This is a genomic window from Amycolatopsis sulphurea (genome assembly GCF_002564045.1).
GTDB classification, from domain to species: Bacteria; Actinomycetota; Actinomycetes; order Mycobacteriales; family Pseudonocardiaceae; genus Amycolatopsis; species Amycolatopsis sulphurea.
The window spans coordinates 4,104,217-4,127,140 of sequence record NZ_PDJK01000002.1 but is presented as its reverse complement, the minus strand read 5'-3'; the positions used below and the strand labels follow the sequence as shown (position 1 = coordinate 4,127,140).

General features: G+C 68.3%; 22 protein-coding genes. 8 read left to right on the top strand and 14 right to left on the bottom strand.

Going from position 1 to position 22,924, the window contains the following annotated elements; genetic code table 11:
• Nucleotides 1-538 precede the first annotated feature (538 nt).
• Nucleotides 539-1,051: a hypothetical protein gene (locus ATK36_RS33830; protein WP_245915122.1), complete on the top strand. Its 513-nt coding sequence runs from the start codon at nucleotides 539-541 to the stop codon at nucleotides 1,049-1,051.
• On the opposite strand, the gene ATK36_RS25065 is transcribed toward ATK36_RS33830, so the two are convergent.
• Both ATK36_RS25065 and ATK36_RS25060 read right to left on the bottom strand, forming a co-directional pair.
• Nucleotides 979-1,575 carry a DUF3558 domain-containing protein gene (locus ATK36_RS25065; RefSeq protein WP_245915120.1) on the bottom strand — a complete coding sequence of 199 codons (597 nt, stop codon included), beginning with the start codon at nucleotides 1,573-1,575 and terminating at the stop codon, nucleotides 979-981. The genes ATK36_RS33830 and ATK36_RS25065 overlap by 73 nt on opposite strands.
• A gap of 4 nt (nucleotides 1,576-1,579) precedes the next feature.
• Nucleotides 1,580-2,137 (bottom strand): hypothetical protein, encoded by a 558-nt coding sequence (locus tag ATK36_RS25060; RefSeq protein WP_211291946.1) that lies wholly within the window; start codon nucleotides 2,135-2,137, stop codon nucleotides 1,580-1,582.
• Between the two features lie 407 nt (nucleotides 2,138-2,544).
• On the opposite strand from ATK36_RS25060, the gene ATK36_RS25055 reads away from it, so the two are divergent.
• The 4 genes from ATK36_RS25055 to ATK36_RS25035 all read left to right on the top strand — a co-directional run bounded on the left by ATK36_RS25055 (nucleotide 2,545) and on the right by ATK36_RS25035 (nucleotide 7,988).
• Nucleotides 2,545-4,035, top strand: a complete 1,491-nt coding sequence (locus ATK36_RS25055; protein ID WP_211291945.1) for an MFS transporter — start codon at nucleotides 2,545-2,547, stop codon at nucleotides 4,033-4,035.
• Between the two features lie 458 nt (nucleotides 4,036-4,493).
• The gene (rph, locus tag ATK36_RS25045) at nucleotides 4,494-6,578 is read left to right on the top strand and encodes a rifamycin-inactivating phosphotransferase (protein ID WP_245915117.1); all 2,085 of its coding nucleotides are present in this window, start codon (nucleotides 4,494-4,496) and stop codon (nucleotides 6,576-6,578) included.
• 48 nt (nucleotides 6,579-6,626) lie between these two features.
• Nucleotides 6,627-7,379: a transposase family protein gene (locus tag ATK36_RS25040; protein WP_245914325.1), complete on the top strand. Its 753-nt coding sequence runs from the start codon at nucleotides 6,627-6,629 to the stop codon at nucleotides 7,377-7,379.
• A gap of 21 nt (nucleotides 7,380-7,400) precedes the next feature.
• Nucleotides 7,401-7,988: a PEP-utilizing enzyme gene (locus ATK36_RS25035; protein WP_098513726.1), complete on the top strand. Its 588-nt coding sequence runs from the start codon at nucleotides 7,401-7,403 to the stop codon at nucleotides 7,986-7,988.
• 5 nt (nucleotides 7,989-7,993) lie between these two features.
• On the opposite strand, the gene ATK36_RS25030 is transcribed toward ATK36_RS25035, so the two are convergent.
• The 8 genes from ATK36_RS25030 to ATK36_RS24995 all read right to left on the bottom strand — a co-directional run bounded on the left by ATK36_RS25030 (nucleotide 7,994) and on the right by ATK36_RS24995 (nucleotide 16,958).
• Entirely contained in the window at nucleotides 7,994-8,455 is a 462-nt protein-coding gene (locus ATK36_RS25030) for a RidA family protein (RefSeq protein ID WP_098513725.1), read from the bottom strand.
• Nucleotides 8,452-10,101, bottom strand: coding sequence for a M24 family metallopeptidase (locus ATK36_RS25025; RefSeq protein WP_098513724.1), 1,650 nt, complete (start codon nucleotides 10,099-10,101; stop codon nucleotides 8,452-8,454). Before ATK36_RS25025 ends, ATK36_RS25030 begins: the two co-directional genes overlap by 4 nt.
• Nucleotides 10,102-10,156: 55 nt before the next feature.
• On the bottom strand, nucleotides 10,157-10,936 hold the full coding sequence (locus tag ATK36_RS25020; protein ID WP_098515161.1) for an ABC transporter ATP-binding protein: 780 nt from the start codon (nucleotides 10,934-10,936) through the stop codon (nucleotides 10,157-10,159).
• A 20-nt stretch (nucleotides 10,937-10,956) separates the two neighbouring features.
• Nucleotides 10,957-12,000, bottom strand: a complete 1,044-nt coding sequence (locus ATK36_RS25015) for an ABC transporter substrate-binding protein (protein WP_245915114.1) — start codon at nucleotides 11,998-12,000, stop codon at nucleotides 10,957-10,959.
• A 14-nt stretch (nucleotides 12,001-12,014) separates the two neighbouring features.
• Entirely contained in the window at nucleotides 12,015-12,851 is an 837-nt protein-coding gene (locus ATK36_RS25010; protein WP_245915113.1) for an ABC transporter permease, read from the bottom strand.
• A gap of 732 nt (nucleotides 12,852-13,583) precedes the next feature.
• A complete protein-coding gene (gene kdgD, locus ATK36_RS25005; protein ID WP_098513722.1) occupies nucleotides 13,584-14,519 on the bottom strand; it encodes a 5-dehydro-4-deoxyglucarate dehydratase in 936 nt (311 codons plus the stop codon).
• 158 nt (nucleotides 14,520-14,677) lie between these two features.
• Nucleotides 14,678-15,586 (bottom strand): LysR family transcriptional regulator, encoded by a 909-nt coding sequence (locus tag ATK36_RS25000; protein WP_098513721.1) that lies wholly within the window; start codon nucleotides 15,584-15,586, stop codon nucleotides 14,678-14,680.
• 52 nt (nucleotides 15,587-15,638) lie between these two features.
• Nucleotides 15,639-16,958 carry an MFS transporter gene (locus ATK36_RS24995; protein ID WP_098513720.1) on the bottom strand — a complete coding sequence of 440 codons (1,320 nt, stop codon included), beginning with the start codon at nucleotides 16,956-16,958 and terminating at the stop codon, nucleotides 15,639-15,641.
• A 145-nt stretch (nucleotides 16,959-17,103) separates the two neighbouring features.
• Here ATK36_RS24995 and ATK36_RS24990 point away from each other — a divergent pair, with 145 nt between their 5' ends.
• From ATK36_RS24990 to ATK36_RS24980, 3 genes are all read left to right on the top strand, one after another.
• Nucleotides 17,104-18,015 (top strand): carbon-nitrogen hydrolase family protein, encoded by a 912-nt coding sequence (locus ATK36_RS24990; protein ID WP_245915112.1) that lies wholly within the window; start codon nucleotides 17,104-17,106, stop codon nucleotides 18,013-18,015.
• Nucleotides 18,016-18,086: 71 nt separating this feature from the next.
• Nucleotides 18,087-18,758, top strand: coding sequence for a GntR family transcriptional regulator (locus ATK36_RS24985; protein WP_098513718.1), 672 nt, complete (start codon nucleotides 18,087-18,089; stop codon nucleotides 18,756-18,758).
• 527 nt (nucleotides 18,759-19,285) lie between these two features.
• The gene (locus tag ATK36_RS24980) at nucleotides 19,286-19,534 is read left to right on the top strand and encodes a hypothetical protein (RefSeq protein ID WP_098513717.1); all 249 of its coding nucleotides are present in this window, start codon (nucleotides 19,286-19,288) and stop codon (nucleotides 19,532-19,534) included.
• Between the two features lie 4 nt (nucleotides 19,535-19,538).
• Here ATK36_RS24980 and ATK36_RS24975 read toward each other — a convergent pair whose 3' ends face one another.
• Genes ATK36_RS24975 through ATK36_RS24960 form a run of 4 tightly spaced genes read right to left on the bottom strand, consistent with a single transcriptional unit; the run spans nucleotide 19,539 to nucleotide 22,816 of the window.
• The gene (locus tag ATK36_RS24975) at nucleotides 19,539-20,642 is read right to left on the bottom strand and encodes a pentapeptide repeat-containing protein (RefSeq protein WP_098513716.1); all 1,104 of its coding nucleotides are present in this window, start codon (nucleotides 20,640-20,642) and stop codon (nucleotides 19,539-19,541) included.
• A gap of 40 nt (nucleotides 20,643-20,682) precedes the next feature.
• Nucleotides 20,683-21,933 carry an alpha/beta fold hydrolase gene (locus ATK36_RS24970; protein WP_098513715.1) on the bottom strand — a complete coding sequence of 417 codons (1,251 nt, stop codon included), beginning with the start codon at nucleotides 21,931-21,933 and terminating at the stop codon, nucleotides 20,683-20,685.
• The gene (locus ATK36_RS24965; protein WP_098515159.1) at nucleotides 21,930-22,178 is read right to left on the bottom strand and encodes a hypothetical protein; all 249 of its coding nucleotides are present in this window, start codon (nucleotides 22,176-22,178) and stop codon (nucleotides 21,930-21,932) included. The genes ATK36_RS24970 and ATK36_RS24965 overlap by 4 nt, the downstream gene beginning before the upstream one ends.
• A complete protein-coding gene (locus ATK36_RS24960; RefSeq protein WP_098513714.1) occupies nucleotides 22,175-22,816 on the bottom strand; it encodes a VOC family protein in 642 nt (213 codons plus the stop codon). Before ATK36_RS24960 ends, ATK36_RS24965 begins: the two co-directional genes overlap by 4 nt.
• Nucleotides 22,817-22,924 lie beyond the last annotated feature (108 nt).

The window sequence follows — 22,924 nt, the reverse complement described above, 5'->3', positions numbered from 1 at the left end:
CGGTCGGGCCGAACCCGCCGGTACCGCCAACCCCACCGGACGGCCCGAACCCGCCCGCTGGCCCGAACCCACCGGTCCCGCCCGCCGGCCCAAAACCACCAGGCAGACCGAGCCCACCACCACCGGCACCGGACTGACTCCCGACCGAATTCCACCCACCCGGCCCGACCCCCGTGGTGCCGGCAGGTAGGACATAACCCGCACTGGTAGTGCCGACCGACGGTATGCCGGACCCCGATCCCGCAGCACCCGGACTGTTCCCCACAGGTACCCCGCCGCCCGGCGCCCCACCATGCCCACCACTGTCGCCCGCACCACCCGGGTTCCCGCGATGGCCACCCGCCGAATGCGTACCACCAGTGACCCCACCGGCACTACCGTGCCCACCCGGCGCAGACACCGACGGCCGATGCTCCTGGCCACCCCCGTCCGGCTGGGCAGGACCGAATTCGCCACCACCGGACGGCACCGACAAATCCCCGTACTGCGAAGGACTGGCCCACCTGCCGGAATTGTCGGTGGATTCTCCATGATAAGCGTGATAACTGTCGATCACGCCTTGTGCTTTCCGATCCCACTTCTCGATCTCGTCGGCCCGATTGGTGAGAAAGGAGAACCAGGTCCCGCTGACGAGGTCACCACTCGGCCGGTCACCCAGATTTCCGGCAGACTGAACTTTACTCTTCAGGGTGTTATACGAATTACCCTGGCCATTGTAGAGGTCCCCGGCCTGCTGGAGATGCTGACCACTGACCTTCGATGCCTGCACCAGCGGCCCCGCACCGCTGTAGGCCTGCCCCGCCGCGTCGCCCTTCCAGCACTGGCTCATCTTGTCCTGCAACCGCTGCATCTGACCCGCGACATCGTCATGCTGCGTCGCCAGATCACCGCTGGTCGTCGAGCCGTCGAACAGGTCGCCGGGCCCCACCCCTTTGCGCACCAGATCGATGATCTGCTGCGCCGACAACTCCGAATCCACTACGCACCGTCCTTGAGCTTCGCCACCACGAGTTCCGCCGCTTTGGTTACCACCGGACACGGGGCGTTGTAAGCTGGCGAGCTGGTCCACAGAGCCGCCCCGACCACGACCAATTCGTCGTTCGTGATGCCAACCATGATCTGACATCCACCACTTTTACGGTCATCCATAGTAGCAGTGAAGGCCGCAGGATACCCAGATACATCCGGAGCCGGCTCAAAGTACCCGGCGCCGCCATTCTGGCCATTCTTGTAGACGGTCGCCAAGCCGCCTTGGCCGACGATAAAACTGACACCGAAACCGCTGCCATTCTCGCCGTGCCAGTTGCACATCGGAATTCTGCCGCTACTCTTGCCGCTGGTACGGACGCCTTCGATGAACTGGCCGGCCTGTGCTCGTGTCAGCAACCCGCAAGGGTCCTGTTCGAATTTGCTTGCATTCAATGGGTTGGACACCTGTGGCACAGCCGGACCGGTACTGGTCGACACAGGCGGAGCTGACGTGGCCGGACTGGGCGTTCCGGACGTGGACGAGCATGCCGTCGCCACCAGGAGCGCGGCGGCGATCATGGCGGAGCGAGCGAGAGCCTTGGTCACCGGGTCATCCTTGCTTACGTACCGCATCGGTGTTCGTGTGCTCCTGCTTCTCATAGTTGTCGATCGCCGTCTTCAGTTTGCCCACGTAACCCTGCGCGTATACGAATTGCTGCTGCACACTGGCCAGATAGGCCAGCGCATGGCTTCTCGCAGCTCTTATCTGGACCGTACTGCCCGGGTCCTCGGCAGGTTGTCGCAAGCCCGGCAATGGCTGCGCTTGCAGACACATGTCGCCGAGCTTGTCGGCGATCGCTTCCCACTCCGGAAGCAGGGCCTTCATCGCGTCGAGATCCATCTCGAACCGGCCACCCGCCACCGCCGCATTCACGCCCACATCCCGGACCGCATTCTGCGCAGCAGACACCACCGCAGCCGGATTCGGCACCACCACCGAAGCCGCCTGCTCAGCCTTACGCCGAGCAAGTTCCTCCGGCGTGATGTATCCAGCATGGCCACTCGGCCCCTGCCCATTCGGCACTCGATGCCCCTCCTCCTCGACCGACCGCTCGATCACGGCGATCCTGGTCGTCCCTCCACCTGTCACACGACCACGCGTGGCCACACCATCACTCTAGCCATGATCACCGCACGCTGTCAGCAAAGGGTGACCACGATAGTCGCCACATTTACCGTGACCAGCGAATACCCTGATTCCTAATGGTGTGCGCGTCACCTCATGCAGACAGGGAAGTCCTGCCAGCCAACCCCGGGACAGAATATCCCACGATTCCGGAAACAAAACTTCCACCCCGGATACAAGACGATTTCCGCAGCAAGAACCCCAACCCGCCACGAATCCGCCAAGGGACCACCACAAGAACCCCACCACCTCCGGGCAGGCGAAGTCCGCAGGATTCCGGACATCGCCCCCTGCCACCGCCCCGCCCCCCCGGAACGCTCGTGATCATGAAGTGACGACCGGCCCGGCAGGTCTACCTCCTCCTGGGCGTCCGCTGGGCGGGCCAGTCGATGGCGCCGGGGTTCCTCGGGCTCGGCGGGCTGACGACGATCCTCTACCAGCAAGGCGTCTCTCTGGAGCAGCTCGGCGCGTTCCAAGCGCTGACGATCCTCGGGCTGGCAAAGTTCCTCTGGGCGCCGCTGGTGGACCGGTACGGCGCCCGACGCTTCGGGCACTACCGGTCGTGGCTGCTGGTGACGCAGGTGGCGGTGGCCGCGCTGATACCGCTCGACCCGGTCGGTGATCTCGGCAGCGTGACGGTGCTGGTGCTCGTGCTGTGGGTGCTGATGGGCACGCAGGACGTCGCCACGGACGCCTTGTTCATCCGGTTGCTCGACGAGTCCGGGCGCGGGGTCGCGAACGGTATCCAGACCGCGGCCGGGTTTCTCGGCACGATTCTGCGCAGTGGCGCGGTTCTGCTGGTCTACGACCGGATCGGCTGGACGGCCGCGCTGCTCATCCTCGCGGTGGCGACCGCGTTGCCGATGCTGCGCTTCCGGGAACCGGCCCCGGTGCGGCCGGAGCGGAACGGATTCGCGACACTGGCGGACTTGCTGCGCCAACCGGGGGTGGCGAGGTGGGCGTTGGTGCTGCTTCCCATGCTGTGGGCGGGGATCGGGGGCTACTTCACCCTGCTCAACCCGATGTTGCTCGACGCCGGCTGGTCGCTGTCGCAGATCGGCGTCGTGGTCACTGTGTTCGGCAGCCTGGTCGCGATCGCGGGCGGTCTGGCCGCGGGGCCGATCACCGCGAGGCTCGGGCAACGGCGCAGTCTGCTGGTGTTCGGCATCGCGCAGCTCGTCGTCGTGCCCGGGCTGTTCGCCGTGGCGTACGGCCATGCCGAACCGCTGTTCACCACGATCGTCATCTGTCTGGTCCACCTGATCTACGCGGCGACCACTGCGGCGTCGACCGTCTCCATGGATCTGGGCAGACCGGACAGCGCGGGCAGCGACTACACCGCGCTGAGCACGGTCGGCACCGCGGTCTCGTTCGGCGTGGGCGCGGCGAGCACCGCGCTGGCGGGCACGTTCGGCTATCCCCTGCTGCTCGCCGCGGCCGTGGGGCTGCTGGCTGCCGGAGTGCTCGCCACGCTACTGTTCTTCCCGAAATCGGGGCCTTCCCTAAGGTCCTCTTTGGACACTAGCTCCCCGGCCGCGGCCGGTCGGCCACCATGGTTGGGAAGGAGCCCGGCTGAGCTTCTCCGAGACTTCCCACAGGCGCTCGGCCTCGCCCTCGCTGCGAAGCCGGGAATACAAGGGCTGCTCGGCAGGCGCGCCGGACAGGTGCCCGAGACCGCTGGGGCCGTAGAACCGCCCGCCGCACGCATCCGGGGAAGTGGCGGCCATCAGGGCGGGGAGCAGCGCAGTCTCGACCGTCCCGAGCAGGATGCCGCGACGGGAGAGCGCCCACGGCGAGGGTGTCCCGTTCCCGGCCGAGTTCCGGGCGCGCGCTCAGCAGGCCGGTCGGGGCCACGCCGGGGTGCGAGAGGTTGCTGGTGATCCCCCAGCCGCCCGCCTGGCTGCGCCGTTCCAGTTCGAGTCCGAACAGGCCCAAGGCAATCTTGGACTGGCTGTACGCGCGCTGAGGGTGATAGGACCGTTCCCAGCCAAGGTCGTCCCAGTCGACGGCGTTCGAGTTCGCCGCGATGCTGATCTGAGAGGTCACCCGGGCACGTCCCGCGCGCAGCAGCGGCAGTTCGAACCCGTCGACGGTGGTCAGCCGTTTCGGCGGAGTCATCACCCCGGCGTTGTTGACCAGCAGGTGGATCGGCCAGCGTGCCGGTCAGCGCGGCGACCGAGTCCATCGAGGACAGATCAGAGCGGCAAGAAAGCCCCTCCCCTTTAACGTATAGCGCACCCCCGGTCTTGCGGCAAGACCCCGGTGACCGGGCAGAATCGTCGGTCCCGGCCGGAACAGGACCGCCGGCCGGAATCGGAAGTACGGGGGACGGAACAAAGTGGCAGAAATCGAGGGCATCGGCGAGACGGCCGGGCCGCTGGTGCTGGACTTCTCCGCGATCGGCCGGGAGCAGGTCCCGGTGGTCGGCGGCAAGGGCGCGCAGTTGGCGGAACTCTCGCGGATCGAGGGAGTCCGCGTCCCCGCCGGGTACTGCGTGACGACGCATGCCTTCCGGCGGGTGCTGGCGGACATGGCAGGGCTCACGGCGGGAATCGACCATTTGTCCGAATTGGATCCGGACGATCGGGACGCGATCGCCGCGGGGAGCGCGCGGGTGCGCGAGATCATCGCCGGCGCGCCGGTTCCGGACGAGGTGGCGGCGGCGTTGCTCGCACCGCTCGACGAGCAGGCCGCCTACGCCGTCCGTTCCAGTGCGACCGCCGAGGACCTGCCGACGGCCTCGTTCGCCGGTCAGCAGGACACGTATCTGAACGTCACCGGGCGGGCGGCGATTCTGGACCACATCCGGCGTTGCTGGGCCTCGCTGTTCACCGACAGGGCGGTGACCTACCGGCTGCGCAACGGATTCGGCCATCGACGGGTGGAAATGGCCGTGGTGGTGCAGCGTATGGCCGACTCGGCGGCGTCCGGGATTCTGTTCACCGCCGATCCGATCACCTCGGACCGGAAGGTCACGAGCATCGACGCCGGGTTCGGGCTCGGGGAAGCTCTCGTTTCCGGGCTCGTGAACGCGGATCGCTATCGGGTGCGCGAAAACGAGATCGTCGAGAAAACGGTGTCCGCCAAGCAATTGGCCATCCGCCCGATGCCCGGCGGTGGCACGCGGGAGGACACACTGGCGCCCGAAGCCGGGCAACTGCCCGCGCTCACCGACGAACAAGTGCTGCGGCTCGAGGGGCTGGGACGGCGGATCGAGGCACATTTCGGCCGTCCGCAGGACATCGAGTGGTGCCTGGACGGCGAAGGCTTCCAGATCGTACAGAGCAGGCCGATCACCACGCTGTTCCCGATCCCACCGTCCACAAGCGACGGCAACCGCGTCTACCTCTCGGTCGGCCACCAGCAGATGATGACCGACGCGATGCGGCCGCTCGGGTTGTCGGTGTGGCAGCTGACCACGCCGTGGCCGATGGCCGAGGCGGGCAGCCGGCTGTTCGTCGACCTGACCGCGCGCGTGGCGACGAAGGTCGGCCGCGCCGGGTTCCTGGACATGGTGGGCGCGTCGGATCCGATGACGCGCGACGCCCTGCAGACCGTGCTCGACCGCGGTTTCCTGCCCGAGCCCTCGGACGGCGGCGAGGTCCTGTCGCCGTTCGGCGTCACGCCCGAGCCGATCGAGATCGATCCGGCGTTCGTGCAAGCGTTGATCGCGGAGAACCAGCAGTCCGTCGCCACCCTCACCCACGAGATCCGGGAGAAGCGGGGCGTCGCGCTGTTCGAGTTCATCCGGACGGATCTGCAGGAGATGAAACGGCTTCTGTTCAACCCGCAAAGCCATCAGGCGATCATGGCCGGGATGGGCGCCACGACGTGGCTGAACGAGCATATGCGCGAATGGCTCGGCGAGGAGAACACGGCCGACGCCCTTTCGCAATCCGCGCCCGACAACGTTTCGTCGGAGATGGGGCTGGCCCTGCTGGACGTCGCGGACGCCCTCCGCCCGCATCCGGAAGTGGTGAAATTCCTGCACACCGTGACCGACGACGGATTCCTGGACGACTTGCCTGCCCTTCCGGGCGGTCGCGAATCACGCACCGCCATCGTCGCTTACCTCGATGCCTATGGCATGCGCTGCACCGGCGAAATCGACATCACCCGGCCGCGCTGGAGCGAGCAACCCACCGCACTGCTACCGGTCTTGCTGGGCAACATCGAGAACTTCGCACCCGGCGAATCCCGGCGCCGTTTCGAACACGGCCGGGAAACTGCCCGCCAGAAAGAACAAGACCTGCTCGAACGCTTGCGCAACCTGCCGGACGGCGCGCGGAAAGCCGAAGAGACCAAGACCGAGATCGCCCGGCTGCGCACCTTCATCGGCTATCGCGAGTACCCGGAGGCTTATTCACGGCACCTGAGATTGCCGTTTCCGGCGTGTCAACATGAACGGCGGCCCGTTTATTGAGAGAATTGGGTTTCCACACTCAGTACTCACAAAAACGGACCGCCTAACATGTATCATACCACTGGACTTACCATCGAGCAGATCACCGACCTGTGCGGGTTGGTCGACATGGATACCACAGCTGAGCAGCGTAGGTGGCCACCGATTCTGGGCCTGTTCAACTCGGCGGTGATCGCGCTGACATACATGCGATGCAATCGGGTTCAGGCCGAACTGGCGGAAGCGTACGAGGTATCTCAACCGACAATCAGTCGTGCGATCACCGGAATGACGCCTCTGATAGAACGTGTTCTCAGGAAGTTCGTGCCGACGGCGGACGAATTGGACGACCAGACGCAGTACATCGTGGACGGAACCCTGCTGCCGTGCTGGTCATGGGCCGATCGCCCGGAGCTGTACTCCGGCAAGCACAAGACGACCGGCATGAACGTACAGATCGCTTGCACCCTTGACGGACGACTCGCGTGGATCTCCGATCCCATCGAAGGACGCCGGCACGACACGTACTGCCTGAAGGAATCCGGGGCGCTTCTGACTCTGAATCCGGACAACTGGATGGGCGACAAAGGATACGTGGGAAATTATATGCTCACCCCGATCAAGAAGCCGAAGCACCGCAAGCTCTTGGACTGGGAGAAGGAATTCAACACCCAGATCAACAAGATTCGCTACGTCATCGAGCAGACCATCGCCAACGTCAAAACCTGGAGGATCCTGCACGCCGACTACCGACGGCCCATTGAGACCTTCGCGGAAACCATCTCAACGGTAATCGCTCTGCACTTCTATGCGGCTGCCTGAATAACCCTCCCGAAGTACGGCATGATCAGCCGCTATTTCCAGTACAAGAAGGCGTTACTGGCCGAGGCCGACCGAATGGTCGCCTCTGGGGTGCTCGAAGCCCCACAGGACTGCTACTTCCTGCGTTTCGAGGAATTGCACGAAGCCGCCCGCACCGGTGCCGCCGACGCGGACCTCATCCGGCAGCGCAAGGAAGAATTCGCCGCGCACCAGAAGCTCACCCCGCAGCGAGTACTCACCTCCGACGGGGAGACCGTTTCCGGCCGCCACCACCGTGAGGACGTTCCCGAGGGCGCGCTCCCCGGCCTGCCGGTATCCACCGGGACGGTCGAAGGCCGCGCCCGCGTGGTCCTCGACCTGGCCGAGGCCGACGTGGCCGCCGGCGACATCCTCGTCACCGCCTATACCGACCCCAGCTGGTCCCCGGTGTTCGTCCGGATCGCCGGGCTGGTCACGGAGGTCGGCGGCCTGATGACCCACGGCGCGGTGGTCGCCCGCGAATACGGCCTCCCCGCCGTCGTCGGCGTCCCCGAGGCCACCCGCCGGATCCGCGACGGCCAGCGGATCCGGCTGGACGGCACTCTCGGACACGTCGAACTCCTCGACTGAAGCCATCAGGAGCGGACGGCCACGATGGCGTCCAGTTCGACGACCGCTCCGGCTGGGAGCACTGGTGCCGGGAGCGCGGTCCTGGCGTGCCTGCCCGCGTCGGCGAGCACGTCGATCAGGAGCTGAGAGGCACCGTCCACAATGGTCGGCTGGCCGGTGAAGTCCGGGGTCCCGGAAACCCACGCGGTCAGTTTCAGCACGCGCTCGACCCGGTCGAGCCCGACCGCGGCGTGCAGCCGGGCCAGCAGGTTCAGCGCGGCGACCCGGGCGGCGGCCACGCCTTCGGCCGTGTCCACCGTTTCGCCGAGACGGCCGGTCAGCACCACACCGGCCCCGGTACGCGAGATCTGACCGGACACGAACAGCAGCTCGCCCCACTGGGTGGTCGCCTCGTAGGCGTACTTGGGCGCGCCGAGCACCGGCAGTTCGAGAGACAGCGCGTCAAGCCGCTCCAGAGCCGACGTCATCGCTTGCTCACGATGTACGTGCGGTCTGGCCCGATGTACCAGAGATCCTCGGTGCCGATCGCGGCGTTGTCGTACCGCCACGGGATTTCCGCGGCGCCGAAGGACCCGGCCGTGAGCACGTGCCGGTATCCCGGGCGGAGTTCGTTCGCGAAGGACTCCTGCTTGCCCATCAGGTGCCCGACGTTGCGTTTGCGGTACTCCGCCTGGAAATCCACCTCCGGACCCAGCATGCCGATCTCGATCATCCGGTCAAGATGCGGCTCCAGATACCGCATCGTGCCCTCGTGCACGTCTTCACACACCACGCCCGGCTTCAGCTGACCGATGATGCCTTCCCGCACCACGTCGAAGAAGAACGCGTAGGCGGTCTTGGCCGCCTCGGTGCGGGGCAGCGACCGTGCCATGTCCGAGGTCGCCACGGTCACCCCGTCGAAGGCGACGCGGACCCCGGCGTCCAGCTGGATGCAGGTGGTCTCGTCGTTGATCGGGAAGTCCACCGGCGGCCCGGGGAAGAGCATCCGGTTGGACGAGTGCAGGTTCGTGAAATACGGCTCGACCGCGAAGTCGATCCCGTTCTCCTTGCGGAATTCGGCGATCTTGTCGAGATACACCACGTTGATGTCCAGCTCCGAGAACGCGCGCCCGGCGGCCAGCCCGGCCTCCGCCCAGGCCAGCGCCTCCTCGATGGCGAACACGCTCGTCCGGGCCGCGATCACCTGGAACGCCAAGTCCTCGTGATCACGGATGTCGCGCCAGTGCGCGAGATCCGTGGACACCGGAACGAGTTCCGCGCCCTCGTGTTCAAGCTCGCGGGCGAGGCCGACGCCGATCCACTCGTCCTCCACCCCGGTCCGCGCGCCGGAAGCCAGCGTCCGCACCGCCGCACCGGTGGAGGGGAACCGCGCGACCGGCGTCCCGGGGATCCCGGCCGTGCCGTCCGGGGCGAGCACGAGCAGCCGGTTCGTCCCGGCCAGCCACAGCGCGGTCGCGCCCTCCGCACCGGCGAACCCGGTCACCTCGCTGAAGTTCGGCGGGGCGGCGAGCAGCAGTGCTTCGAGGGAACGATTCTCGGCGAGTTCGCGCAGCGCTTCGAACCGGGTGTCAACGTCCACAGTGAACTGCTCGGCAAGACCGGCAAGGTGCTCGACGTCCTCGACCAGCCGCCGCGCGGTCTTGACGCCCTCGGCGCGCCATCCGGCGAACCGCGCCAGCACCTGCGCGGGGTCGATCTCGTAGGCGGTGACCGGGGCCGGTGCCCGATCGTCCGCGATGAGGTCGACCGTGCCGGACAGCGTGCGGTAGTGGCTGTAGACCACATCCGCCGCGAGGCGCACCGGGCCATCGCCGGCCAGCTCCGCGACCAGGGCGGTGAGCGAGGCCGACGCGGGGGTGTCGGCGATGATCCGCGGGTCGATGGTGACCCACGGGGCATAGAACCGGATCTGCTCCTTCGGGACCCCGGCGGACAGGACGTTGCCCTGCTCCTGCTGGCGCACCAGCAGGTACCGGTCGTCCCCGCGCTCCGCGATCAGCGGCGCGACCAGCGGGTGGGAGTCCAGGCGGATCGCGGAGAACAGCAGGCTCTTGCGCGCGTCGAGGCCATAGCGTCGCTCGACCTCGGCGGGGTCGGCGGTCAGGGTGAGCATTCGCACTCCTCTCGAATAACTGTCTATTTAGGACTGCAGCGACGGGCTGCGGCGGTCAGCTGATGCCCGCCGTGACCCCGATGTGGGCTTCGATCTCCGTGACATAGCCCGAGAACTCCGGGGAGAACCGGTGCGTGGTGTCCCGCGGCCGGGGCAGGTCGATCGTGACGTCGGCGACGATCCGGCCGGGCTTGTCGCCCACGACCACCACCCGGTCGCCCAGCCAGACGGCCTCGGAAATACTGTGCGTCACGAACAGCACACTGCACCCGGTGGTGCGCCAGATGCGCTGGATCTCGAAGTTCATCGAGTCCCGGGTCATCGCGTCGAGCGCGCCGAACGGCTCGTCCATCAGCAGCAGCTCCGGCCGGGAAACCAGCGCGCGGCAGATCGCCACCCGCTGCTGCATCCCGCCGCTGAGCTCGTAGGAGTACCGCTTGGCCTTGTCGCCCAAGCCGACCATCTCCAGCAGTTCCCTGGCGTAGTCGCGGGACTGCTCGTTGCGGGTGCCCCGGAATTCCAGCGGCAGCAGCACGTTGTCCAGGTTGTTCCGCCACGGCAGCAGCACCGGGGCCTGGAACACCATCGCGATGTCCTCCACACCCTCGCTGATCGGCCTGCCCTTGACCAGGATCCGGCCCTCGGTGGGTTCCTGCAGCCCGGAGATCGTCTTGAGCAGCGTCGTTTTCCCGCTGCCGGACTGGCCGACGATGGACACGAACTCGCCGGGCCGCACCCGGAAGTCCAGTCCTTTGAGGACCGGATGCTCCCGCCCGTCCCGGGACCGGTAGGTCTTGCCGACGTTCTCGATCGAGATGGCGTAGTCGTCGTTCATCTTCTTCTCCGTCCCGGCGTTCACGGTGCCTGGATTTTCTCGTTGCGCGGCAACGGTTCGAGATAATCGTTGCGGTACACGTCGGCCGGGGTGAGCTTGGCCTTGGCGTTCATTCCGAGGTAGCGGCGGGCCACGTCGAGCACCTTCCGCACGCCGGCGTCGTCCATCACGCCGAACTTGTCCGCGCCGGGCCCGCTGCCCCAGTTGAGCGCGCACTGCTGACCGATCGCGAGGGTGACCGTCCGGTCCTCGAAACCGGAGACCTCCTTCTGGAAATCGTGTGCGGCGTCCAGCGGATGCGCGCACGCCCAGAGGTAGCCCTTCTGCATCGCGCGGTTGAACCGCTTGATCTGATCGGGATCGGTCTTGAGCTTGTCGTCGGAGGCGATGATCCCGTTGCCGTACAGGTCGATGCCGAGATCGGACCACTTCAGCACGACGGCCTGCTTGCCGAGCGCGTCGATGGCAGGCCCGTCGGAGACGTAGAGGGCCAGGTTCGCGTCCCACTGCCGGGCCAGCAGGCCCGGGATCTTCGACGCGCTCGAAGCGTGCACCACGTTGACCTCGCCCGGCTTCAGGCCGAGCTTGTTCATCGCGAGCGGCCACATGGCGGTCATCGCACCGGCGCCCTCGGTCGCGACCGTCTTGCCCGGCAGGTCCTTCCACGTGGAGATCCCGCTGCCCGCCAGCGCGACCACCGCGTACGCCGACCTGGCCTGCAGCAGATCGACCTGCTTGACCTTGGCGCCGCGCCCCTGGCTGGTGACGGTCGCGCCGAAGTCCGCCCAGCCGACGTCGACCTTGCCGGTCTCGACGGAGGTGACGGTGTTCGTCGAGCCCGAGCCCGGCATCACCGTGAGGTCGATGCCTTCTGCCGCAAAGAAACCACGCTCCACCGCCGAGACGAACAGCGCGTGCTTCGGGAGGTAGCCGACGTCGAGCATCAGCGTCATCGAGTCGCGCCCGTCCGAGCTGCCGCAGCCGGCGAGCGTCGCGAGCAGCGCCGCCATCGCGGCGACGGCCGTCCACCGGCGGGTTCGCGGCGCCGAGTTCCGTATCCGCATCTTCACTCCCCCGCTCAGCTCGAGTGGTTCTTCCACGGGACGAGCCTGCGTCCCGCTTGATCCACGAGGAAGAACAACGCCAGCGCGATCACCGCGAGGATGATGAACGCGGCGAACATCGACGCCAGGTCGACCTGGCTGTTCGCGAGCAGGATCACGTAGCCCAGCCCCTTCGAACCGGCGATGAACTCGCCGACCACGGCACCGCCGACGGCCAGCGAGATCGAGATCTTCGCGCCGGAGAGCACCGCCGGGAGCGCGTGGATGAACTCGATCTTCGTCATCTTCTTCCACTGCGAGGCCTTGTTGATCCGGGCCAGCTCCTGCAGCTCGTGCGGGACCGAGCTGAGCCCGTCGTAGGTGTTGATCACCAGCGGGAAGAACGCGATCGCCATGGCCACGAAGGCCTTCGACTCGAAACCGAACCCGAACCACACGATGAACAGCGGCGCGAGCGCCACCTTCGGGATGGTGTCGATCGCGATCAGCGCCGGGTAAAGAAAGCTGCGCACCGTCGACGAGTAGTGCAGCGCCGCCCCGCACAGCACGCCCAGCGCCGTGCCGAGCGCGAACCCGGCGAGCGCCTCCTGGAGCGTGACGAAAGTGTTGCTCAGGAAGTACTCCGGCCGCTTGGCCAGCTCGGCGAACGCCGAAAACGGCCCGACCAACAGGAATTCCGGCGGATCGAAGATGGCCACCGCGATCTGCCACACCGCGAAGATGCCGATGATCCCGGCCACGGCCTTGACCGCCGCGACAACCGCGTCCCGGTTCGGGCCACGCCGCCGGGTCTTTTCCGCCACGGGCACGGTGGAGTGCGCAGCAGTGCTGCGGAGATCAGAAGTGGACACCGCGCACGCTCCCCTCACCTCGGGTGTGGCCCGCGGACGGAGTCTGCTCCGGCGGTGTCGATGTTTGCGGTGTCATGGGGTCCTCACAACGGTGGAAGGGGGATGGTGCCCCGGGCGGCGGCCCGGAGGGGGCGGGATCTGCGGCCGGGGGAGGTGGTTTTCCGGCCTGGCAAGGGATGGATCGACGACCTCGGGCGGGTTCTCCGGCCGGGGACGGCTGCGCCGGCGACACCGGGGTGGCGAGTGCGGCGACGGGGTGGGATGGCGAGCACCGGGGTGGCGGGTGCGGCGGGGGCGGCGAGGGCGACGGGATCGGGGGTGCGGCGGGGTGGCGGGGGCACTGGGGTGGCGGGGGCGGCGAGGGCGACGGGATCGGGGGTGCGGCGGGGTGACGAGCACCGGGGTGGGTGCGGCGCGACGGCAAGTGCGGCGCGACGGCGATTCTCGGCCCGGCTGAAGGTAGTGAAGGGTCCCTTCACGGACTCAGAGTCCGTGAAGGGACCCTTCACAGACCCGTCGGCGTCTCCGGACCACCCCGCCACCGGCCCAAAGTCCGTGAAAGGCACCTTCACAGCACGCCAGGCATCCTCGAACCGCCACGCAATGGGCTCGATGTCCGTGAAGGGACCCTTCACAGCGCCGCCAGCTACGCCAGACCACCCCGCCACCGGCCCAGAGTCCGTGAAGGGTCCCTTCACAACGCCACCAGCACCGGACCGCCCCGCCATCGGCTCAAGCGGCCCGGCCGAGGAAGGTCCCGGCCCGTTCGACGATCGCCGCCAAGAGGGTCCGTTCGTCCTGGTCAAGGCCGGTCAGCGGGGGGCGGACCGGGCCGGCCGGGAAGCCGGTGACGTCCATGCCCGCCTTGACGATGCTCACCGCGTAGCCGGGTTTGCGGTCGCGGATCGCGGTGTAGGGCAGCACTACCTCGGCGAGCAGCTGCCGGACCCGCGTGCGGTCGCCGGTCCGCACCGCGGCGTAGAAATCGAGCGCGAAGCCGGGCAGGAAATTGAAGATCGCCGAGCTGTAGGTCGTCACCCCCAATTCCAGATACGGCAGGGCGAAAGTCTCCGCGGTCGGCAGGCCGCCGATGTAGACCAGCCGGTCGCCGAGCAGCGCGTGGATCCGGGTGATGGCCTCCAGATCGCCGACGCCGTCCTTGAAACCGATCAGGTTCGGGCATTCCGCGGCGAGCGTGGCCACCGTCTCGGGCGCGTAGATCGCGTTCGCCCGGCTGTACACGACGACCCCGAGCGAGGTGGCCGCGCAGACCGCGCGCACGTGCTCGGCCAAACCCTCCTGCGAAGACTCGGTGAGGTAGGGCGGGAACAGCAGCACACCGTCCGCACCGGCCGCCTCGGCGTCGTTCACCAGGGAGATCGCGTGCGCGGTGCCGTACCCGGCGGGCGCGAGGATGGGCGTGCCCGAGGGGGCGCTGGCCACCGCCGCCCGGACCACGGCGCCGATCTCGGCGGGGGCGAGTGAGAAGAACTCGCCCGTCCCGCCCGCGGCGAACAGGCCTGCGACGTCGTACCGGCCGAGCCGCGCGATGTTCTCCCGGTAACCGGATTCATCGAACAGCAACTGGCGAGTGAAATGGGTGACCGGGAACGACAACAGCCCGGAACCGAGTTTCTCGGCCAGTTCGGCCGGGGTGAACGCGGGCATCGGCTTTGCTCTCCTCTGCGATCGGCAAGATTGTCCGCGGAAGCCGGACCGGGCACGGATCCGCGTGTTCGGCTGAGCCTAGATAAATGAAGCGAATGACGTCCAACACCATTTTCGGCGGTACCGATACAAGGAATGAATCACCGGGACGGGGCACGTCAGCCGACTACTGGCACACCGTGCACGGGCGGGCGCAGCGTGTCCAGGGCGGCCGCCAGCGCGGGGTTGCCGTTGTCCCGCCGCCAGGCGATCGCCAGCTCGACGCGTCCCCAGTCGGGCAGCCGGACCGGGCGGAACTCGACCCCCGGGTAGCGCACCTCGGCCGCGGTCTCGGGCACCAGCGCCGCGCCGAGACCGACGTTGACCAGCGCCAGCATCGAGTGGATCTGGGCGAGGTGGTGCGGATAGTGCGGGGTGGCCCCGGCGTCGTGGAAGATCCGGGTGATCAGATCATGGAAATACCGCGCCTCCGGCGGCCGGTACATGATCAGATCACGGCCGTCGAAATCGGCCGGGGTCAGCGGTTCCCCGCTGCGCGCGAGGTCGCTGCCGCGCGGAATCGCGGCGACCAGTCCCTCCCGGTGCAGGATCCGCGACTCGATGTCGTCGCGCCGCACCGGCGGGCGGATCATGGCCAGGTCCAGCTCCCCGTTGGAGAGCGCGTCCAGCTGGACCCCGCTGACCATCTCCCGCAAGGAGATCTCCACCTCCGGCAGCCGTTGCTGGATCGGCAGCAGGACCTGCCCGAGGTTGCGATACGCGCTCGCCGCGGTGAAGCCCATGGAGAGCCTGCCGCGCCGGCCGGTGCACACCAGACGGGCGGTCTCGGCCGCCCGCTCCGCGCCGCGCAGCAACTGCCGCGCCTCGTCGAGGAACGCCGCACCCGCCCTGGTCAGCCGCACCGAGCGACGCGAGCGGTCGAACAGGACGACCTTCAGTTCCTGTTCCAGCAACGCGATCTGCCTGCTCAGCGGCGGCTGGGTCATCTGCAGCCGATGGGCGGCGCGGCCGAAATGCAATTCCTCGGCGACCGCGACGAAACAGCGCAGCTGGGCGAATGACATCATTTCCGGATCCTCCGATCCCCCGTGATCACGCAATGCGGCGACGGCCGGAAAATCACTTCCGTAGATCACTTTCCCGCCGCGCCGGATCGGCTTTGCGGGCGGCGCCCTGCCGGAGCGCCATCGCGAGCGCGGCGGCGAGCACGAGCAGCACCACGACAATCCACAGGCCCGAAGCGGGATCGCCGGTGGAGTTCTCGGCCAGCCCCATCAGATAGGGGCCGGCGAAGCCGCCGAGGATCCCGCAGGAGTTCACGAACGCCAGCCCGCCCGCCAGCGCGGCACCGGCGAGCCGGGAGGACGGGAAGGTGAAGATCGTGGAGTTGACGCACCAGAACACGAAGCCGGACCCACACAGTCCGACCAGCCCGAGCACCGGACCGGCGACGAGGCCTACCAGGAAACCGCCCGCCATCACCAGCAGTGCGATCGCGATCAGCAGCCGGGCGCGGGCGGCCGTGGTGGCCAGCCTCGGCAGCACCAGCGCGCCGATCCCGGAGGCGAGCCAGGGCAGCATCGCGAGCAGCCCGGTCTGGAGCGGGCTCAGCGAGCCGGACCGCCCGATGATCCCGGGCAGGAAATAGGCGACCGCGTAGATCGCGACCTGGTGGCAGAAATAGACCACGATCGCCAGCACGATCTGGGGGTCGCGCAGCACCTGCCGGACCGGGTGCCGCGCCGGCTCGGGACCGGCCTCGGCGTCGAGCCGCTCCTGCAGATCACGCGCCTCCTCCGCACTGACCCAGGAGGCTCTCGCCGGGGAATCGGGCAGCACCCGGAGGATCACGAAGGCGAGCACGACCGCGGGCGCGCCCTCGGCGAGGAACAGCCACTGCCAGCCGTGCAACCCGCCCGCGCCGTCGATGCTCAGCAACGCCCCGGCGAGCGGGGAGCCGACGATGTTGGCGATCGAAGCGCCCAGCAGGAAGTACCCGTTGGCCTTGGCCCGCTCAGCGCGTGTGAACCAATACGTGAAGTACAGGATGACGCCGGGGAACAGCCCGGCCTCCGCCGCGCCGAGCAGCAGCCGCAGCACGTAGAACGAGACCTCGCCCCGCACGAAGGCCGTCGCCGCGGACAGCAGGCCCCAGGTGATCATGATCCGGGCGATCCACCATCGCGCGCCCACCTTGCGCAGCACCAGATTGCTCGGCACTTCGAGCAGCGCGTAGGTCAGGAAGAACAGGCCGGCGCCCAGTCCGTAGGCGGCTGCGGAGATCCCGAGATCGGCCTGGAGACGGTCCTTCGCGAACCCGATGTTGGTCCGGTCCAGGAAACTGACCACATACACCAGGCAGAGCAGGGGCACGATCCGGCGGAAGGCGCGCTTCGAGAACTCGCGGCGCTGCTCGTCGGTCCGTGCGACCGTACTCAACTCGGTTACCTTTCATGGGCTTGCTGGTGACGAACTTCGGGCGTCCGCTCCGCGCGACGCGAAGGGGCGTCTTCGCGACTGTTACATGCTGCATGCAGCACGTCAATCCTTGACATGTTGCATGCAGCACTCCAGAGTGGTAACGGTGAGCCGTCCAGCCCACTCCGAAGCGGGCCAGTCCGAAGCGGGCGACCCGGGCACCACGCGGGTGGCCGTGGTCCAGCGAGGCAGCGCGCTCGGCGACCTGGCGGCCAACCTCGCGGTGGCGGTCCGCGAAATCGACCACGCCGCCGCGCAGGGCATCGAGCTGCTCGTCTTCCCCGAATGCTTCCTGCACGGCTATCTGTTCGAGACGGCCGAGCACGTGCACCGCGTGGCCGTGGCGCTCGACGACCCGGTGCTCGACCCGCTCCACGAGGCCGTCCGCCGGACCGGGCTGTGCGTGGTGATCGGCCTCCTGGAGCGCGGCGCCGACGGCCGCATCTACAACACCGCCCTGGCGCTCGGCCCAGGTGGACGGCTGGGCCACTACCGCAAACAGCACTTGCCGTTCATGGGTGCCGACCGGTTCGTCGCACCGGGCGACGACGGCGCGCCGCGGGTGTTCGACATCCCGGCCGGCCGGATCGGCCTGATGATCTGCTTCGATCTGCGGTTCCCGGAATCCGCCCGCGAACTCGCGCTCACCGGGGCGGATCTGATCGCCATGCCGACCGCGTGGCCGGACACGGCGACCACGCTGGCCGACCTCGTCCCCCGGGTACGGGCCTGGGAGAACCACGTCTTCCTGGCCATCGCCGACCGGCCGGACGAGGAGGCGGGGATGCGGTTCCTCGGCCGGAGCCAGCTCGTCGGCCCGGAGGCCGAGGTGGTGCTGGACGCCGGTGCTACGCCCGGCACATTCGCCGCGGACCTCGACCTCACCCGCGCCCGCACCAAGACCATGACGTTCGTCCCCGGCGAGTACGAAGTACGCATCTTCGGCGCACGCCGCCCCGAGTCCTACGGCGCGCTCACCGATCCCCACCTGCCCGCGCGATCGCGGGAGCAGCCTTGATACCTGGCTTCAAGCAACCGCCCTGCCGCTACGCTCTGTTTCATCCCGTACCTGAGAAGTGAAGGATCCCGTTGAGGCCACTCACCGACGACGTTCCTCTTGTGCAGCGCGTGCACGACGAACTGCGCGCCGCGATGCTCCGCGGTGAGCTGGAACCGGGCAAGCTCTACTCGGTCGTCGAGATCTCCCGGCAGCTGGGCGTGTCCCGCACGCCGGTACGCGAAGCCCTGCTCGGGTTCGCTTCCGAGGGCCTCGTCTCGTTCGAGCGCAGCAAGGGCGTGCGTATCCTCGAAGCCTCGCTCACCGACATCCGCGATCTCTTCGGGCTCCGGCTGCTGCTCGAAGTCCCGTCCGCCGCGCTCGCCGCCGCGTCCGAGGACAGCGCCCAGCTCGACACGATGCACCAGGCGTTCCAGGCCATGGAAGCAGCCTGCGCCGCCGACGACGAAGCCGCCTTCCAGGACCACGACACGACTTTCCACGACGCGCTGCTCCGCGCCGCGGGCAACGCCCAGGTCGCCGACGCAGTCCGCCGTGCACGGGGGCAGGTGCACGTACAGCGCCTCTCGACCACGCGCACGCGCAGTCTCGGCGAAGTGCTGGAAGTACATCGGAGAATCCACGACGCGGTCCGCTCCGGCAATGAGGCCGAAGCCTCCGCGGCCGTCGAAGCCCATCTCACCGAGACACGGGACATTCTGCTCGCCCAGATCTCCGGCCCGCATGCGTCCACTGTGGACTGACGGATCCCCGCCCCGCCGGACTTGCCGACCTGCACGGAAATGCCGGTGGAAAACGGATTGCCGCGGAGCGCACGGGCCGCGTCCGAACGGTCGCGAGAGGAACTCGCCGACCGGGTCAACGCCTGTCTGTGGGGCGAATACCGGCACTGCGCCGAGCTGGGGCAAGCTCGAACGCGGCGTGATCACCTGGCCCGATCGCCGGTACCGGGAAGCGCTGCGCCACATCCTCGATGCGCCCGCCGACTCGGCGCTCGGCTTCCGCAACACCCTGCGCGCCACCGGAAAACGCGACCGCTCCCCGGGTGCCGGGCGGCCAGTGCTCCTGGCCGGGATCGAACCGCCCCCGGCCCGCCGGGTCAGCGGCTGGCACGTGGACAACATCGCCCACACGGCCGATGCGATCAAGGTCGCCCGTCACCTGTGCGGGTTGGCCGATGCACGACGCGACGGTGGGCGAACTTCGGCTGTTGACCTTGCCGTGTCCGCACACCTGCCAGGCCCGCGCGAGGGCCTGGCAGGATCGGGCCATGCCTTCCGAAGCCGATCTCGTGACCCGCGCCCTGCGGCGGGTCCGCCCGTCCGTCTACCGGCTCGGCGGCACCCCGGATCGCCCGACGCTGCTGCTCGCCGTCGCGACGAGCGCGGGTGGGCGACGCAATGCGGCGGACCGCGTGGTGGCAGCGCTGGCCGACGGCGGGTTCGCCCTCGACGCCGGCGATCCGGTCGGCGAACTCGCGGACGGAACCGAACTCCCGGTCCGGCGCGCCCGCGCGTGACCGGTCAGCTCTTCTTGTCCGCGAACAGCGAGATGTCGATACCGTCGATGTGAGTGGCGTTGACCTTGCCGAAGGTGATGTCCGCGATGGAGGCATCCTCGAAGGTGGACCACTTTTCGAATTTCGCGCTGTAGAAGCTCGCCTTCGGGCGCAGGACCGCCGAGACGAACGAGGCGCCGCCCTTGAACTTCGCCAGGCTGAAGTCGGCCCGGGTGGAGAAGGAACTCTGGTGGAACCAGCTGCGCCGGCTGAAGACCGCTTTGCGGAAGGACGCCCACTCGAATTTCGATTCGTTGAACCGCGATTGGCCTTCCACCAGCAGGCCTTCGAAGACCGCGTGCCCGGAGAAGGACGCCCCGGTGAAGTCCAGCTCCCGCACCCGGCAGTCGCGGAAATCCAGCCCCACCAGGTGGGCGTACCGCAGGTCCACGTCGATGTCCGCCCAGAAGGCCACCGGTGGCTCGGCCTCCGGCCTCGGCCAGCGCAGGTGCTTGGAGACGATCCGTTGCGCCGTCAGCCGGACCTCGGATTCGGCCGGGTCCGGTTCTTCGTCCAGCGGCGCCCGCAGGTACGCGCAGATCACATTGACGACGGTCTGCCGCTGCGCCGGATTCTCCTGCGCCACTCGTTCGAGCGCGTACAGCCCGCCGTGCCGGACAGCGGGTTTGTCCGCGCCGAGCTGTTCGACCGCCTTGACGTAGAGATCCGTGATCCGGCGCTCCGCGGCGTCGTGCTCGGTGGCGGCCGCGACCCGCTCCAGATGACGGCGGTTCTCGTCGGCGAGCCGCTCCTGCAAGGCGAACGATCGGTCCGTCGCCTGCTGATCCACCGCTTTCTGGTTGAGTGCGATCTCCTGGGTGCGCTGCCGCCGGGCCGCCAGCCAGAGCGCGGCCGCGCCCCCGGTCCCGAGCACGATCGTGCCCGCCGTCTTGACCGCTTCCAGCCGTTCGACGTGCTGCCCGCCCCCGAACAGCACGAGCAGCAGGACGGCGAGTCCCACCCCCAGTGTCACCAGACCGGCCGCGAACCAGCCGATCGTACGGTTGGACAACACCGGATACCGGCTGCCCGACGCCCGTTCGTGTTCAGGTGACTCCCCCGTTCCCATCCGGGCATCTTACTGACCGCACAACCCCCATCGCGGCCCGTTACCGGGCGAGCGGAAACCGGCTGCCCAGCCAGTCCGCGATCTGCGCGGCGGCGAGTTCGTTCCCCGTCGGCTCACCGTCGCCGATCGGACCGCCGAAGTGCAGGCCACGAACGCTCACCACCGTGCGATCCTCGGCGCCGAGCGCCTCGGTCATGCGCTGGGTGTCGGCGGGGAACGCGGCTTGGTCACCGGTCAGCGCCAGGAACAGCGTCGGCGCGATGACTCCCGGCGCGCAGCGGACGAAGTCGGCGTTCGAGCTGAGGCCCGACCAGGTCGACAGCCAGGCCTCCGGGGTGCTCAGCCTGCCGAAGCCGACCTGGCCGTAGTCGATCAGGTCCGGTCGTTTGCCGAACAGCGAACCGTAGGGACGTTCGCTGGGGTCGAGCGACAGGTCGACGCACCGGGGATCGGCGTCTGTGCGGAAAACCGTCATGATCTTCGGGGCAAGGCTGCGCCTTCGGTCGGCCGCGGCACCGGACGCGCGGAAGGCCGCGCGAGCTTCCGCGGTGTGCGCGAGCGCTTCCCGGGCGATCGCGTCGAGCCGGGCGACGCGGGCGTGCTGCGCGGCACGGTAGCGGGTGAGGAACTCCGCCGGATACCGGGTCTCGCCCGGCGGCTCCGCGAAGCCGTTGGCCGGGCTCCACGGATCCAGCTCGGGCACCACCGAAAGCGGATCGGCCTCGTCGGCGACCGACGGGTCGATGCAGGCCAGTAAGAGCCTGCCCTGCCCGGGGTGCGGGGCGAGAAAGACCAGTCCGTCCGGGGATGGGAGGACGGACTCGGCGAGCGGCACCGGGCGCCCGCCCGGGGTGGTCGCGACCCGCTCGGCCGGGGCGAGCCCGGCCTGTTCGGCGTAGTAGGCCAGCAGCGTCCCGCCGCCGGAGTGGCCCAGCCCTACGAGATGGTCGAAACCCTTGTCCCGCAAGAAGATCTGACCCGCGGCGAGATCCAGCAGGGCTTGTTCGTGGAGCAGGTTCAGATCGTTGTTGACCGAACGGGTGTGCTGCGTCCACACCGCGGCACCGGCCCGCAGCAGCAGCGGCACGAGCGGATGGTGCGTCAAGTCCTGACGCGGATGCATCAGGCACACCACGGTCCGCGCGCCCGGGATCGTGGCGAGCACACCGGTGACCGTCGCACCATCCGATGTGGTCAGTTCGTGCACGGAAGTGACCGTGGCCGAAGGCCGTTGCCCGGCCTGCAGGTAGCGGCCTTCTCCGAGCCGGGCCGAGGACGCGGGGGCGCTCACCGCCGCTCCACGCGCAGCGCGTCCTTGTCGTGCTGGATGATCCGGGAGTCACGGGAGACCCCGGCAATGCACGAGTACCAGACGGCGTGGCGGCAACCGGTGGCCCGGCGGTCGATCACGATCGGCCCGTCCGCGCTGATCGCGAAGTACGGCCCGATCCGGTCCACGGTCACCGCCAGATCCTCCGCGGCGACCTTCGCGACCGGAGTGTTCTCCGGTACGTCGAGGACGTAGAGCACGGTCATCGGCCCGCCTCCGACGGCGCCGTCCACTCCGCGGCCCGCTCGACGATCAGCTCGGCCTTGCGCGCCAGCAGTTTCCCGAAGTCCGGGTCGGGCTCCGCGACCACGTCCAGCAGCGCTTCGATGGTCAGGTTCGCGTCGAGATCCTCCTGCGGCGTGACCGGCCGCATGGCGCGGGTGATCTCGAAGAAGTAGCCGTTCGGGTCGTGGGTGTAGATCGATTCGATGGTCTCGTGCTGGATCTGCATTTCCACCGGCCACGAGCTGGCGTCCAGCCGACGGCGGTATTCGAGCAGGTCCTCCTCGTTGTCCACGTGGATGGCGAGGTGCCGGGAGCGCACGAAGTAGTCCGGCACGTCCGCGCCGAACCGGCCGTAGACGTCGCCCTTCGCCCCGGCCGGCCCGCCGACCTCGGGCGTGGCGCCGAAGTAGTAGAAGAACGCGATCCGGTCGTCGTTGCCCAGATCGAAGAAGAAGTGGATGAAGTCCGGGTGGTCCTCCGGCCCCCAGCCGGCCGCGCAGATCGAGTGGACCACCGGGAAGCCCAGCACGTCCCGGTAGAAGCGCACGGTCGCGGCCGGGTCGAAGGTCGGGAAGGCGACGTGGTCGACCCCCTGCACGCGGTGCTCGAGCTCAGTCACTTGCTGCCTCCAAGGGTCGTCTCGCGATACCACCGACCCTACGCGCAATTTAACGATTGAGTCAATAGTTTGACGAGTGAGACAGACCGCCCTCGTCCCGCGCCCGGC

Excerpts from the sequence above, each read along its gene's own strand:
- ATK36_RS25040 (WP_245914325.1), top strand. The coding sequence starts at position 6,627 with ATGTATCATACCACTGGACTTACCATCGAGCAGATCACCGACCTGTGC.
- ATK36_RS25015 (WP_245915114.1), bottom strand. The coding sequence starts at position 12,000 with ATGCGGATACGGAACTCGGCGCCGCGAACCCGCCGGTGGACGGCCGTC.
- ATK36_RS24980 (WP_098513717.1), top strand. The coding sequence starts at position 19,286 with ATGCCTTCCGAAGCCGATCTCGTGACCCGCGCCCTGCGGCGGGTCCGC.
- ATK36_RS25030 (WP_098513725.1), bottom strand. The coding sequence starts at position 8,455 with ATGACGTCGGCTCTGGAGCGGCTTGACGCGCTGTCTCTCGAACTGCCG.
- ATK36_RS25000 (WP_098513721.1), bottom strand. The coding sequence starts at position 15,586 with ATGATGTCATTCGCCCAGCTGCGCTGTTTCGTCGCGGTCGCCGAGGAA.
- ATK36_RS24965 (WP_098515159.1), bottom strand. The coding sequence starts at position 22,178 with ATGACCGTGCTCTACGTCCTCGACGTACCGGAGAACACTCCGGTCGCG.
- ATK36_RS25055 (WP_211291945.1), top strand. The coding sequence starts at position 2,545 with ATGGCGCCGGGGTTCCTCGGGCTCGGCGGGCTGACGACGATCCTCTAC.
- kdgD (WP_098513722.1), bottom strand. The coding sequence starts at position 14,519 with ATGCCCGCGTTCACCCCGGCCGAACTGGCCGAGAAACTCGGTTCCGGG.
- ATK36_RS25020 (WP_098515161.1), bottom strand. The coding sequence starts at position 10,936 with ATGAACGACGACTACGCCATCTCGATCGAGAACGTCGGCAAGACCTAC.
- ATK36_RS25035 (WP_098513726.1), top strand. The coding sequence starts at position 7,401 with ATGATCAGCCGCTATTTCCAGTACAAGAAGGCGTTACTGGCCGAGGCC.
- ATK36_RS25025 (WP_098513724.1), bottom strand. The coding sequence starts at position 10,101 with ATGCTCACCCTGACCGCCGACCCCGCCGAGGTCGAGCGACGCTATGGC.
- ATK36_RS24975 (WP_098513716.1), bottom strand. The coding sequence starts at position 20,642 with ATGGGAACGGGGGAGTCACCTGAACACGAACGGGCGTCGGGCAGCCGG.